11 protein-coding genes are annotated in these 13,040 nt (G+C 58.8%); 1 reads left to right on the top strand and 10 read right to left on the bottom strand.

All coding sequences use genetic code 11. The annotated features are described in order from the left end of the window. Window positions 1-234: 234 nt before the first annotated feature. The 9 genes from aceA to K5E40_RS08815 form a co-directional block, all read right to left on the bottom strand. Window positions 235-1,560: an isocitrate lyase gene (gene aceA / locus K5E40_RS08855; protein WP_093434273.1), complete on the bottom strand. Its 1,326-nt coding sequence runs from the start codon at window positions 1,558-1,560 to the stop codon at window positions 235-237. Between the two features lie 475 nt (window positions 1,561-2,035). After that, entirely contained in the window at window positions 2,036-2,788 is a 753-nt protein-coding gene (locus K5E40_RS08850) for a secretin N-terminal domain-containing protein (protein WP_221730387.1), read from the bottom strand. Between the two features lie 243 nt (window positions 2,789-3,031). Further along, window positions 3,032-3,457 (bottom strand): GNAT family N-acetyltransferase, encoded by a 426-nt coding sequence (locus K5E40_RS08845; protein ID WP_034155132.1) that lies wholly within the window; start codon window positions 3,455-3,457, stop codon window positions 3,032-3,034. Then, complete coding sequence (locus K5E40_RS08840) at window positions 3,450-4,619, bottom strand: cupin domain-containing protein (RefSeq protein WP_221730386.1); 1,170 nt, start codon at window positions 4,617-4,619, stop codon at window positions 3,450-3,452. The genes K5E40_RS08845 and K5E40_RS08840 overlap by 8 nt, the downstream gene beginning before the upstream one ends. 86 nt (window positions 4,620-4,705) lie before the next feature. Further along, window positions 4,706-6,076, bottom strand: a complete 1,371-nt coding sequence (purB, locus tag K5E40_RS08835; protein ID WP_221730385.1) for an adenylosuccinate lyase — start codon at window positions 6,074-6,076, stop codon at window positions 4,706-4,708. A gap of 128 nt (window positions 6,077-6,204) precedes the next feature. Continuing rightward, entirely contained in the window at window positions 6,205-6,828 is a 624-nt protein-coding gene (hflD, locus tag K5E40_RS08830) for a high frequency lysogenization protein HflD (RefSeq protein WP_221730384.1), read from the bottom strand. After that, on the bottom strand, window positions 6,825-7,949 hold the full coding sequence (mnmA, locus tag K5E40_RS08825; protein WP_221730383.1) for a tRNA 2-thiouridine(34) synthase MnmA: 1,125 nt from the start codon (window positions 7,947-7,949) through the stop codon (window positions 6,825-6,827). Before mnmA ends, hflD begins: the two co-directional genes overlap by 4 nt. 59 nt (window positions 7,950-8,008) lie before the next feature. Then, complete coding sequence (locus K5E40_RS08820) at window positions 8,009-8,455, bottom strand: NUDIX hydrolase (protein ID WP_221730382.1); 447 nt, start codon at window positions 8,453-8,455, stop codon at window positions 8,009-8,011. A 217-nt stretch (window positions 8,456-8,672) separates the two neighbouring features. Continuing rightward, entirely contained in the window at window positions 8,673-10,898 is a 2,226-nt protein-coding gene (locus K5E40_RS08815) for an NADP-dependent isocitrate dehydrogenase (protein WP_221730381.1), read from the bottom strand. A gap of 480 nt (window positions 10,899-11,378) precedes the next feature. Between K5E40_RS08815 and icd the strand changes: the two genes are divergently transcribed. Further along, window positions 11,379-12,635 (top strand): NADP-dependent isocitrate dehydrogenase, encoded by a 1,257-nt coding sequence (icd, locus tag K5E40_RS08810; protein WP_221730380.1) that lies wholly within the window; start codon window positions 11,379-11,381, stop codon window positions 12,633-12,635. A 76-nt stretch (window positions 12,636-12,711) separates the two neighbouring features. On the opposite strand, the gene K5E40_RS08805 is transcribed toward icd, so the two are convergent. Beyond that, on the bottom strand, window positions 12,712-13,002 hold the full coding sequence (locus tag K5E40_RS08805) for a cold shock domain-containing protein (RefSeq protein ID WP_221730379.1): 291 nt from the start codon (window positions 13,000-13,002) through the stop codon (window positions 12,712-12,714). Between the last annotated feature and the right edge of the window lie 38 nt (window positions 13,003-13,040).

The raw sequence follows: 13,040 nt of genomic DNA, 5'->3' as shown, positions 1-13,040 counted from the left end.
TCTTATATGCCCGTTACTGCAAGTAGCGGCATCGCCCGTTTTAAACGATTTTTCTGACGTCCATAGCGCTCCGGATCAATGTTTTTTCAGAAAGGTCCTACGCAAAACCTGTAGGAGCCTTTGAGATGTTTGCGGGCAAAAAAAACGCCCCGAACCAGTCGGGGCGTCAGATGTGCGGCGTTGCGGTTGGCTTTCTATTCGGCCCGCAACGGCCGTTTGCTCAGGTGAAGCAGATCAGTGGAACTGTTCTTCTTCAGTCGAACCGGTCAGCGCGGTTACCGAAGACGAGCCACCTTGAATCACGGTGGTCATGTCATCGAAGTAGCCGGTGCCCACTTCCTGCTGGTGAGCCACGAAGGTGTAACCCTTGGCAGCATCAGCGAATTCCTGCTCTTGCAGCTTCACGTAGGCAGTCATGTCGTTACGGGCGTAGTCGTGCGCCAGGTTGAACATGCTGTGCCACATGTTGTGAATGCCGGCCAGGGTGATGAACTGGTGCTTGTAGCCCATGGCGGACAGTTCGCGCTGGAACTTGGCGATGGTCGCGTCGTCCAGGTTTTTCTTCCAGTTGAAGGAAGGCGAGCAGTTGTACGACAGCAGTTGGTCCGGGTATTCCTTTTTGATCGCTTCAGCGAAGCGACGAGCCTCGTCCAGATCCGGCTTGGCGGTTTCGCACCAGATCAGGTCGGCGTACGGAGCGTAAGCCAGGCCGCGAGCGATGGCCTGGTCGAGACCGGCGCGCACTTTGTAGAAGCCTTCCTGGGTACGTTCGCCAGTCACGAATGGCTGGTCGTACGGGTCGCAGTCGGACGTCAGCAGGTCAGCTGCGTTAGCGTCGGTACGCGCCAGAATGATGGTCGGAGTACCGGCAACGTCAGCCGCCAGACGGGCAGCGGTCAGCTTCTGTACAGCTTCCTGGGTAGGAACCAGTACCTTGCCGCCCATGTGGCCGCATTTTTTCACGGAAGCCAGTTGGTCTTCGAAGTGAACGCCAGCAGCGCCTGCTTCGATCATGCTCTTCATCAGTTCGTAGGCGTTCAGTACGCCACCGAAACCGGCTTCAGCGTCAGCCACGATTGGCGCGAAGTAGTCGATGTAGCCATCGTCGCCAGGGTTCTTGCCGGCTTTCCACTGGATCTGGTCAGCACGACGGAACGAGTTGTTGATACGCTTGACCACGGTTGGCACCGAGTCCACCGGGTACAGCGACTGGTCCGGGTACATCGATTCGGCGGAGTTGTTGTCCGCAGCCACCTGCCAGCCCGACAGGTAGATCGCCTGGATACCGGCTTTAACCTGCTGAACAGCCTGGCCGCCGGTCAGGGCGCCCATGCAGTTGACGAAATCTTTCTCTGGGCGGAAGGACGGCTTGGCACCCTGGGTCACCAGGTTCCACAACTTCTCGGCGCCCATTTTCGCAAAAGTGTGCTCTGGTTGAACCGAGCCACGCAGACGGACGACGTCAGCAGCGGAGTAAGTGCGTGTCACGCCTTTCCAGCGCGGGTTTTCAGCCCAGTCTTTTTCAAGGGCTGCAATTTGCTGTTCGCGTGTCAGTGCCATGGAGATAAACCTCGTCGCGTCTTTATGAAAAGTTGTTCTGCGGTGGAAAATTCATGCGCTCGCTGACCAGAAGCTTAGGTGATCAAGTCGGATTCGGCGGGGTAGGCGACGGGATGAACGATGGGCTCGAGGGGAAGTGAGCAGGTAAAGGCGCAACTGGTGGGCGCATTCGGGCGTCGTGGGCCTTTATACGAACTGCAGTGTGATGCCGGGTTACCTAATTACGCTTCCGTCCCTCGGGACAACTTCGTTCCAGTCGGCAACCTCGTCAAACACACCTTGTGGGCGGTACAGACACGAAGCGGTTCGCGGGGTGGCTGCGAACATCGTTTCGAAGGCCCTTGCCAGGGCCTCTGATTAGCGGGAGCGAGGCCATCATGCCTTCGCTTTTTTGCCTCGTCAAACGTTTTGTAGTGCTTTTTTCAAGGCACTACATCTTTCGTCTAATACGACTAATCAGTCAGTTTTTGGTGCTTTAGTCCAAGCTGTCGACTTTCACCCGTAGCGTCATGTCATCTCGGCCTTGAGTCGAGTAGCTGCGGGTCAGGCCTTGTTTGTCGGCCTGAGTCTGGCGATTCACACCGGCCAGAGTGATCCACTCGCCCAGGCGCCCGCTGACCGTTGTGTCGGTACTTTGTACGTTCACTACATCGGGACGTTCCTGGCTCATGCGGTCACGATTGGTGCTGATTGACAGATGAACGATGTCTCCGGTGACGCTGGCGGTGACGTAAAAACCTTGGGTGACGTTACGGTATTGGGTTTGGCTGCTGTAGTCGCCGTAGGAATTGCTTTGGCTGCTGGTGATTGGCACGCTCTGGCCGACCTGAATCAACGCCGGTGCGCCTTCGCTGGCCTGCACTTGCTGAATGCCGCCGTCTCGGCTAGCGGTGCTGCGGCTGATGATGCGGGTCTGTGTGCCGTTCACTGAATAGCCCTCGTCGCCACGACCGTTGTTTTCATTGGTATCGACAGTGATCAGCAGGCGTTTGGGGGCGGTGTCGAGTTGGGTGATCAGTGCCTTGAGTTCCTGAATCTTGTCCGGCTCGGCCTTGACGATCAGTTGGTTGCCGTAGGCGCTGACCTGGCCATCTTTGCCCATGAAGTCTTGCGCCATCGGCAGCATGTCGGCGCTGGTGCGGTACTTGAGTGGCACGATTTCGGTGGCCGCCATGACCGATAGACTGCAGCCGAGCAGCAGGGTGGTGAGCAGGGTGCGTAGGGACATGTCCGTTATCTCCGCTTTCGGAAGGCTTGATATTGCCAGTTTGTCGGCCTGGGGTGGGGCAAGTTGAATCGTAGACAGCAAAACGCCCCGGCATCCGAGAATGGCAGGGCGTTTTGTGGTGTTCTTGCTGGCCTCTTCGCGAGCAGGCTCGCTCCCACAGTAGATCTCCAGCGGACACAAATTGTGCGTCAGGCACAGATCCAGTGTGGGGGCGAGCCTGCTAGCGAAAGCCGCGCCGCGGTCTTAAGCCGAATGGCGAACCATATCGACATGCGGAATCCCTGCTTCCAGGAATTCTTCACTGACCAGGCTGAAACCCAGGCGCTCATAGAACGCCGTGGCCTGCACTTGTGCGCTGAGCATCTGCTGCTTCAGGCCGCGCTCTTCAGCTTCAGCGATGACCGCTTGCATCAGGGCGTCACCGACCTTCATGCCACGCCAGTCTTTCAGCACCGAAACCCGGCCAATGTGCCCATCGGGCAGCAGGCGTGCAGTGCCGATCGGAAAGTCGCCTTCGAATGCCAGAAAATGCACGGCGGTCGCGTCATCGGCGTCCCATTCAAGCTCGGGTGGAACCGATTGTTCGGCGATAAACACCGTTTCACGAATGCGCCGGATCTCGGCGATGTCCTTCTGCCAGTCTGCGACACGTACGCGAATTTTATTCATCGGCAAACCCCAGGCTGCCTTGCTTGACCAGTTCGCACAGCAGGCCACGACCGTCTTCGTCGTTCAGCCACTCGCCGAGGTTGTCGGTGTGTAAGGCGTCGGCGGCGCAGATCAGTTTCAGCAGTTCGCGCAATTTGCCCGGCAGATAACGGCTCTGGCCGCTGGCGAACAGCAGCAAATCGTCATCGACTTCCGACCAGGCCAGGCGTGCGCTCGGGTTACGGATCAATACGGCACCATCCTGCAGGGCGCTGAGGAAGTCTTCTTCTTCGACGTCTTCCGGGCCGGCCACGAGTTCCGGGTAGCGTGGCTCGGTCATGTATTGGCCGAACCAGGTCAGCAGCAGGCGCTCGTCGCTCATGTGCTCGGCGAGCAGGCTCTTCAGGCGATCCAGTGCATCGTGTTGAATCTGGTGCGGATCGGTCGCCGGTTGCGCGTCGGCATCGGTGTAGCGCTCTTCATCGGTCAGGAACTGGCTGAGGAAGTCGGTGAAGTGGGTCAGTACTTCAGAGGCGCTTGGGGCGCGGAAGCCGACCGAATAGGTCATGCAGTTATCCACGGCCACGCCGCAGTGGGCCAGGCGCGGCGGCAGGTAGAGCATGTCGCCCGGTTCCAGAACCCACTCTTCGGTTTCGTGGAATTCGGCGAGGATGCGCAGATCCGCGTGTTGCAGCAGCGGGCTCTCGGAGTCGCACATCTGGCCGATTTTCCAGTTGCGCTTGCCGTGACCTTGCAGCAGGAACACGTCGTAGTTGTCGAAGTGCGGCCCCACGCTGCCACCGGGAGCGGCGAAGCTGATCATCACGTCGTCAACGCGCCAACTCGGCAGGAAGCGGAAGTTTTCCAGCAGTTCGCTGACTTCCGGCACGAATTGATCGACTGCCTGAACGAGCAGAGTCCACTCTTTTTCCGGCAGCTTGCTGAATTCGTCTTCAGCGAACGGGCCGCGGCGCAGTTCCCATGGGCGCTCGCCGTGCTCGATCACCAGGCGCGACTCGACTTCTTCTTCCAGGGCCAGGCCGGCCAGTTCGTCGGCGTCGATCGGGCTTTCGAAATCAGGAATCGCCTGACGGATCAGCAGTGGCTTTTTCTGCCAGTAGTCACGCAGGAATTCGCGCGCCGTGAGGCCGCCCAGAAGTTGAAGAGGAATATCGGAATTCATATGTAACCTATTGAAAAAAAGCACTTTTCAGACGGGAATAAAAACGCCCGGCGCGGCCGGGCGTCTCAAACGGGTCAAGCGGTCGATCAGATGCGTTTGGCTTGCGCTACAGCGTTACCGATGTAGTTGGCCGGGGTCAGTTGCTTCAGCTCGGCTTTCGCTTGGGCTGGCATGTCCAGGCCGTCGATGAAAGTCTGCAACGCTTCAGGGCTGATGCCCTTGCCGCGGGTCAGTTCTTTCAGCTTTTCGTACGGGTTTTCGATGTTGTAGCGGCGCATCACGGTTTGGATCGGCTCAGCCAGCACTTCCCAGCATGCATCGAGGTCAGCGGCAATCTTCTGCTCGTTGAGCTCAAGCTTGCTGATGCCTTTGAGGCTGGCTTCATACGCGATCACGCTGTGGGCGAAGCCGACACCGAGGTTACGCAGAACGGTGGAGTCGGTCAGGTCGCGCTGCCAGCGGGAGATTGGCAGTTTGCTCGCCAGGTGCTGGAACAGTGCGTTGGCGATGCCCAGGTTGCCTTCGGAGTTTTCGAAGTCGATCGGGTTGACCTTGTGCGGCATGGTCGACGAACCGATTTCGCCGGCGATGGTGCGCTGCTTGAAGTAACCCAGGGAGATGTAACCCCAAATGTCACGGTCGAAGTCGATCAGGATGGTATTGAAGCGCGCAATGGCGTCGAACAGTTCGGCGATGTAGTCGTGCGGTTCGATCTGCGTGGTGTACGGGTTGAAGCCCAGGCCCAGTTCGTCTTCGATGAAGGCGCGGGCGTTGGCTTCCCAGTCGATCTGCGGGTAGGCCGACAGGTGGGCGTTGTAGTTGCCGACAGCGCCGTTGATCTTGCCCAGCAGTGGCACGGCAGCGACTTGAGCGATCTGACGCTCGAGACGGTAAACCACGTTCGCCAGCTCTTTACCCAGCGTGGTCGGCGAAGCCGGTTGGCCGTGAGTGCGCGACAGCATCGGCACATCGGCGAAACGGATCGCCAGTTCACGGATAGCGTTGGCAGTCTGGCGCATCAGCGGCAGCATCACGTCGTCACGGCCTTCGCGCAGCATCAGGGCGTGGGACAGGTTGTTAATGTCTTCGCTGGTGCAGGCAAAGTGGATGAACTCGCTGACCTTGGCCAGCTCCGGCAGCTTGGCCGCCTGCTCTTTGAGCAGGTATTCGATCGCTTTGACGTCGTGGTTGGTGGTGCGCTCGATCTCTTTGACGCGCTCGGCGTGCTCCAGCGAGAAGTTCTCAGCCAGTTCATTGAGAACGGCGTTGGCCTCGGCAGAGAAGGCTGGCACTTCCGGGATACCAGCGTGGGCGGCGAGACGCTGGAGCCAGCGTACTTCAACCAGAGCGCGGGCACGGATCAGGCCGTACTCGCTGAAAATCGGGCGCAGGGCCTGGGTTTTGCCGGCGTAGCGGCCGTCAACAGGGGAAACCGCAGTGAGCGAAGAGAGCTGCATGGGGTGTTCTCGGACAGTCGGGCAACGAAATGGGGCGCGTATCATACATGAAAAAATCCGCCGGTCCGTTGCCAACTGACCGGCGTATTACGCGTTACAGACTACAAAGCTTTCTATTGCGCGGCGATTTACTCGCTGCGCATCAACGGATACAGCTCTTTGAGCAGCTTGCGCCGGCTGATCACCAACTGCCAGCGATGCCCACCGAGCTGACGCCACAGGCGAGCTGAACGGATGCCGGCCAAGAGCAGGGCACGGATTTTCGAGGCATTGCTCGGCTGTTGCAGGTTGCGCATGTCGCCATGCACCTGAATCCGCTGGCGCAGGGTGCTCAGGGTGTCTTGGTACAGCGCGCCGCACGCGGCAACCACATTTTCGTGGGCCGGACCGAAGTGCTCGACCTGCGACTGGATCTGCGGCAGGCGCTTGCCGATGGTGTCGAGCATGTCGTCACGCTTGGCCAGTTGCCGTTCAAGGCCGAGCATCGACAGGGCATAGCGCAGCGGCTCGCGCTGCAAGGTGCTCGGGTCGCGTTCAAGCGCGCCGATCAGTGCGCGGTAGCCTTCGCGCAGATTGATATCGTCGCCGCCGTACACGTCCAGCGTGTCTTTCGGGTCGCGCACCAGCAGGCTGCCGAGCATGCAGCTCAGGCCGGCCTCGTTGGTCTGGCCGGTCTTGGCGATCCGGTCGACCAGCACGGCAGCGAGAAACACGCCGCCCAGCGCCGTCAGTTGCTCCTGAGTCGGGTTCATGCCTGGCCGCTCCACGGCTCGGCGACTTCGATCACGCCGCCACCGAGGCAGATTTCACCGTCATAGAACACCACGGACTGGCCCGGCGTGACCGCGCGTTGCGGTTCGTCGAACACGGCGCGGTAACCGCTGGCGGTTTTCTCCAGGGTGCAGGCCTGGTCGCTTTGGCGGTAACGCACTTTGGCGGTCAGGCGCAGCGGCTGGCTCAGATCGATCGGGTTGACCCAATAGATTTCGGATGCGAGCAGGGCGCTGGAAAACAGCCATGGGTGGTTGTTGCCCTGGCCGACGATCAGTTCGTTGTTGTCCAGATCCTTGCGCAGCACGTACCACGGCTCATCGCCGGCATCTTTCAAGCCGCCAATGCCGAGGCCCTGGCGCTGGCCGATGGTGTGGTACATCAAGCCGTGGTGACGGCCGATGACTTCGCCTTCGGTGGTTTTGATCTCGCCCGGTTGTGCCGGCAGGTATTGCTTGAGGAAGTCGCTGAAACGACGCTCGCCGATAAAGCAGATCCCGGTGGAATCCTTCTTTTTGGCGGTCGCCAGCTCGTATTTTTCGGCAATTGCGCGCACTTCAGGCTTTTCCAGTTCACCGACCGGGAACAGGGTCTTGGCGATCTGTTCGCCGCCGACGGCGTGAAGGAAGTAGCTTTGATCCTTGTTCGGATCGAGGCCCTTGAGCAGTTCGGTGCGGCCATCGATGTCACGGCGGCGCACGTAGTGGCCGGTGGCGATCAGCTCGGCGCCGAGCATCATGGCGTAGTCGAGGAACGCCTTGAACTTGATCTCGCGGTTGCACAGGATGTCCGGGTTCGGCGTGCGCCCGGCCTTGTATTCGGCCAGGAAGTGCTCGAACACGTTGTCCCAGTACTCGGCGGCGAAGTTGGCAGTGTGCAGCTTGATGCCGATCTTGTCGCACACGGCCTGAGCGTCCGCCAGGTCGTCCATGGCGGTGCAATATTCCGTTCCGTCGTCTTCTTCCCAGTTCTTCATGAACAGGCCTTCCACTTCAAAGCCCTGCTCGATCAGCAGAAGAGCGGAAACGGAAGAGTCCACGCCGCCGGACATGCCGACAATGACGCGCTTCTTGGATGTGTCAGAAGGGGCTGGATCACGCATAGGGATTCAATGAGTGTCTTGAAAAAGGACGCGATTCTATCAGGCTCACGGCCTCAAGGCTAAAGAGAAGGGCGGATCAGTTCGAGGCCGAAGTGATGGCCGGCCAGATAGTCATCGATGCAGCGGATGATCAGCTCGCTGCGCCAGTTATCGCGCTGGGCGATTAATTCGTCGCGGGTCAGCCACTTGGCGCCGACGATGCCGTCGTCGAGCTGGTAATCCGGGTGGTGCTCCACGGCTTTGGCGCTGAAGCACACGCGTTGGTAGGTCACACCGTTGCTCGGTGCGGTGTACAGGTAAATGCCGATCACACCGGTCGGTTCGACGTCCCAGCCGGTTTCCTCAAGGGTTTCGCGGATGGCGGCTTCGATCAGGGTTTCGTTCGGGTCGAGATGGCCGGCGGGCTGATTCAGTACGTTGCGCCCGGCTTTGTGCTCTTCGACCATCAGGAAGCGGCCGTTGTCCTCGACGATGGTGGCGACGGTGATGTGGGGGAGCCAGTCCATAAACCTTCCTCAATTTATTGGTTGAAGCCCAATCCCTTGTGGGAGCGGGCTTGCTCGCGAAAGCGGTTTGTCATTCAAAATCTTTATTGGCTGAACCGACGCATTCGCGAGCAAGCCCGCTCCCACATTGGTTTGTATTTCAAAGATAAATGGGTGCAAACGCCACAAAAACAAACCCCGGCACTGGGCCGGGGTTTGTGATGTTCCCTTTACAACCTTAAACCAGCGCAGCAACCGCCGCGTTGAAGGTTGCGCTCGGGCGCATGGCCTTGCTGATCAGCTCGGCATTGGCGTGGTAGTAACCGCCGATGTCCACTGGCTTGCCCTGCACGGCGTTGAGCTCGGCAACGATGGTCGCCTCGTTCTCGGTCAGGGTTTTGGCCAGCGTCGCGAACTGCGCTTGCAGCGCAGCGTCTTCGGTCTGGGCGGCCAGAGCCTGAGCCCAGTACATCGCCAGGTAGAAGTGGCTGCCGCGGTTGTCGATGTTGCCGACTTTGCGCGACGGCGACTTGTTGTTGTCGAGGAACTGGCCAGTGGCCTGATCCAGAGTCTTGGACAGAACCAGCGCTTTCGGGTTGTTGTAGTTCACACCCAAATGCTCGAGGGACGCCGCCAGAGCCAGGAATTCGCCCAGCGAATCCCAGCGCAGGAAGTTCTCTTCAACCAGTTGCTGCACGTGCTTCGGTGCTGAACCGCCGGCACCGGTTTCGAACAGGCCACCGCCGTTCATCAGTGGCACGATCGACAGCATCTTGGCGCTGGTGCCCAGTTCCATGATCGGGAACAGGTCGGTCAGGTAGTCGCGCAGTACGTTGCCGGTCACCGAAATGGTGTCCTTGCCTTCGCGGGTGCGCTGCAGGGTGAACTTCATCGCGTCGACCGGCGCCATGATCTGGATGTCCAGGCCGGCAGTGTCGTGATCCTTCAGGTAAGCCTGAACTTTCTCGATCACTACGCCGTCGTGGGCGCGCATCGGGTCCAGCCAGAAAATCGCCGGAGTGCTGCTGGCGCGAGCGCGGTTGACGGCCAGTTTGACCCAGTCCTGGATTGGCGCGTCTTTGGTCTGGCACATGCGGAAGATGTCGCCAGCTTCAACAGCCTGTTCCATCAGCAGGGTGCCTTTGCTGTCGGTCACGCGAACCACGCCGTCAGCCTTGATCTGGAAGGTCTTGTCATGCGAGCCGTACTCTTCGGCTTTCTTCGCCATCAGGCCAACGTTTGGCACGCTGCCCATGGTGGTCGGGTCGAAGGCGCCATTGGCTTTGCAATCTTCGATCACGGCCTGGTAGATGGTCGCGTAGCAGCGATCTGGAATCACAGCCTTGGTGTCGTGCAACTGACCGTCGGTGCCCCACATTTTGCCGGAGTCACGGATCATCGCAGGCATCGAGGCATCGACGATAACGTCGCTCGGCACGTGCAGGTTGGTGATGCCTTTGTCGGAGTTGACCATCGCCAGCGATGGACGAGCGGCGTAGACCGCTGCCATGTCGGCTTCGATCTGCGCTTGCTGATCGCTAGGCAGGGCCTTGATACGAGCGTACAGATCGCCGATGCCATTGTTCAGGTTGAAGCCGATCTGGGCCAGCACGTCAGCGTGCTTGGTCAGCGCGTCTTTGTAGAACTCGGCAACGATCTGGCCGAACATGATCGGGTCGGAGACCTTCATCATGGTTGCTTTGAGGTGAACCGACAGCAGCACGCCTTGCGCCTTGGCACTTTCGATTTCTGCGGCGATGAACGCGCGCAGGGCGTTTTTGCTCAACACGGCGCAGTCGAGGATCTCGCCAGCCTGAACGGTGGTTTTTTCTTTCAGGACGGTCGTGGTGCCGTCTTTGGCGATCAGTTCGATTTTCACAGCGTCAGCGGCGTCGATCAGGGCGGCTTTTTCGCTGCCGTAGAAATCGCCGGTGCTCATGTGAGCAACGTGGGACTTGGAGTCTTTGGCCCATGCGCCCATTTTGTGCGGGTGCTTGCGAGCGTAGTTCTTGACCGACAGCGGAGCGCGGCGGTCGGAGTTGCCTTCACGCAGAACCGGGTTCACGGCGCTGCCTTTGACCTTGTCGTAACGCGCCTTGGCGTCTTTGTCGGCATCGCTGATTACGGTTTCCGGGTAGTCCGGCAGGTTGTAACCCTGAGCTTGCAGCTCTTTGATCGCGGCTTGCAACTGTGGAACCGAAGCGCTGATGTTCGGCAGCTTGATGATGTTGGCTTCAGGCGTAACGGCCAGGTCGCCCAGTTCGGCGAGGTGGTCGGCTACGGCTTTGTCGCCCAGTTGCTCGGGGAAGCTGGCCAGAATGCGCGCTGCAAGAGAGATATCGCGGGTTTCCACGGCGATATCGGCCGAGGCGGTGTAAGCCTCGATGATCGGCAGCAGGGAATAAGTGGCGAGGGCTGGAGCTTCGTCGGTGAAGGTATAGATGATCTTCGAGCGGGTGGGCATATTCGGATTAACTCTCTCTTCTTTGCTAAAGCGTGCGCAGAAACTCGAGGGGCGCCGGGTAAGCGCGTTCGTTCAAAGTCATCCATGAACCGAATGTCGAGATTCTTCGCGGTGATGTTGGGTGCATCGTTGAGCGTCAAGCAGTCGGACTGCGGTAACAGTTCAACCAATCAGGCGGAAAGTCTCGTTCTAGAGAGGCCAGCCGTCGTGACCCTTTGGTCAGCGGGCGGCATTATACATAGGTAGCTGGCAATCTGCCGATGGTTCATATGCATCGAATCTCGTCCATTGGTCTAAAGGTCGCAGGGCGGGGTGGGGCGTAGAGTCTTGCGCAATGCTTGAGTTTGGCGCTTTTCCCTTTGCTTTCAGGGTTGTACGAAACGAGATGTGCCTGCGCCTTGAACAGAGGGTTTGCGTGTTGATTTAACTGGGTTACGCTCGAACCAAGCCAGATGTTCAATCCAAACAATGGAGTTCAGCATGGGTTACAAGAAGATTCAGGTTCCAGCCGTCGGCGACAAAATCACCGTCAATGCAGACCATTCTCTCAATGTTCCAGATAACCCGATCATCCCCTTCATCGAAGGTGACGGCATTGGTGTTGACATCAGCCCGGTGATGATCAAGGTTGTCGATGCTGCAGTTCAAAAGGCATACGGCGGCAAACGCAAGATTTCCTGGATGGAAGTCTTCGCCGGGGAAAAAGCCACTCAGGTTTACGATCAGGACACTTGGCTGCCTCAGGAAACGCTCGACGCAGTCAAGGATTACGTGGTTTCCATCAAGGGCCCGCTGACCACCCCGGTCGGTGGCGGCATCCGCTCGCTGAACGTGGCTCTGCGTCAGCAACTCGATTTGTACGTCTGCCTGCGTCCGGTGCGCTGGTTCGAGGGCGTGCCAAGCCCGGTGAAAAAGCCTGGCGACGTCGACATGACCATCTTTCGCGAGAACTCCGAGGATATCTACGCTGGCATCGAATGGAAGGCCGGTTCGCCGGAAGCCACCAAGGTCATCAAATTCCTTAAAGAAGAAATGGGCGTCACCAAGATCCGTTTCGACGAAAACTGCGGTATCGGCGTCAAGCCGGTTTCCCTCGAGGGCACCAAGCGCCTGGCGCGCAAGGCTCTGCAGTATGTGGTCGATAACGACCGCGATTCGCTGACTATCGTGCACAAAGGCAACATCATGAAGTTCACCGAAGGTGCCTTCAAGGAATGGGCCTACGAAGTGGCCGCCGAAGAGTTCGGCGCGACCCTGCTCGACGGGGGTCCGTGGATGCAGTTCAAGAACCCGAAAACCGGCAAGAACGTGATCGTCAAGGATGCCATTGCCGACGCCATGCTCCAGCAAATCCTGCTGCGCCCGGCCGAATACGATGTGATCGCCACCCTAAACCTCAATGGCGACTACCTCTCCGACGCTCTGGCGGCGGAAGTGGGCGGTATCGGTATCGCGCCGGGCGCTAACCTGTCCGACACCGTAGCGATGTTCGAAGCCACCCACGGTACTGCGCCGAAGTACGCCGGCAAGGATCAGGTCAACCCGGGTTCGCTGATTCTCTCGGCAGAAATGATGCTGCGTCACATGGGCTGGACCGAAGCGGCGGATCTGATCATCAAGGGCACCAACGGCGCCATCAGTGCCAAGACCGTGACTTATGACTTCGAGCGTCTGATGGATGGGGCCAAACTGGTGTCGTCTTCGGGCTTCGGTGATGCGCTGATCTCGCATATGTAAGAACTGCAAGCATGCAAAAAACCGCCCCTCTCGGATAATAGAGGGGCGGTTTTTTATGGCTGAAGGTTTTGACGCGTCAGCTGGTAACTTTTTGTTCTCGAAAGGTGTCCGGGACCGTTTCTTTTTCTTCTGTGGCTACGACCGCTGTAATATTGACCGCGTGCAGGCCTTTGGGGCCCTGAGCGATCACGAAGCTTACGGCCTGCCCAGCCTTGAGGGTTTTATACCCGTCCATTTCAATGGCGGAGTAGTGCGCAAAGAAATCAATTTCTTTACCAGCCTCGTCTCGACCTTCACGGGTGTCGGTATTGATGAACCCGAACCCCTTGGCATTGTTGAACCATTTCACCTTGCCGACGACAGCCATGCTCAAATCCCTCTGCAACAGACTCCAACGCTGGAGTA

Source organism: Pseudomonas baetica (assembly GCF_019733355.1).
In the GTDB taxonomy this organism is placed as follows: Bacteria; Pseudomonadota; Gammaproteobacteria; order Pseudomonadales; family Pseudomonadaceae; genus Aquipseudomonas; species Aquipseudomonas baetica_A.
This window is presented reverse-complemented; position numbering and strand designations above follow the sequence as displayed.

Coding starts and splice junctions, on each gene's coding strand:
- aceA (WP_093434273.1), bottom strand. CDS start 1,560: ATGGCACTGACACGCGAACAGCAAATTGCAGCCCTTGAAAAAGACTGG.
- K5E40_RS08850 (WP_221730387.1), bottom strand. CDS start 2,788: ATGTCCCTACGCACCCTGCTCACCACCCTGCTGCTCGGCTGCAGTCTA.
- K5E40_RS08845 (WP_034155132.1), bottom strand. CDS start 3,457: ATGAATAAAATTCGCGTACGTGTCGCAGACTGGCAGAAGGACATCGCC.
- K5E40_RS08840 (WP_221730386.1), bottom strand. CDS start 4,619: ATGAATTCCGATATTCCTCTTCAACTTCTGGGCGGCCTCACGGCGCGC.
- purB (WP_221730385.1), bottom strand. CDS start 6,076: ATGCAGCTCTCTTCGCTCACTGCGGTTTCCCCTGTTGACGGCCGCTAC.
- hflD (WP_221730384.1), bottom strand. CDS start 6,828: ATGAACCCGACTCAGGAGCAACTGACGGCGCTGGGCGGCGTGTTTCTC.
- mnmA (WP_221730383.1), bottom strand. CDS start 7,949: ATGCGTGATCCAGCCCCTTCTGACACATCCAAGAAGCGCGTCATTGTC.
- K5E40_RS08820 (WP_221730382.1), bottom strand. CDS start 8,455: ATGGACTGGCTCCCCCACATCACCGTCGCCACCATCGTCGAGGACAAC.
- K5E40_RS08815 (WP_221730381.1), bottom strand. CDS start 10,898: ATGCCCACCCGCTCGAAGATCATCTATACCTTCACCGACGAAGCTCCA.
- icd (WP_221730380.1), top strand. CDS start 11,379: ATGGGTTACAAGAAGATTCAGGTTCCAGCCGTCGGCGACAAAATCACC.
- K5E40_RS08805 (WP_221730379.1), bottom strand. CDS start 13,002: ATGGCTGTCGTCGGCAAGGTGAAATGGTTCAACAATGCCAAGGGGTTC.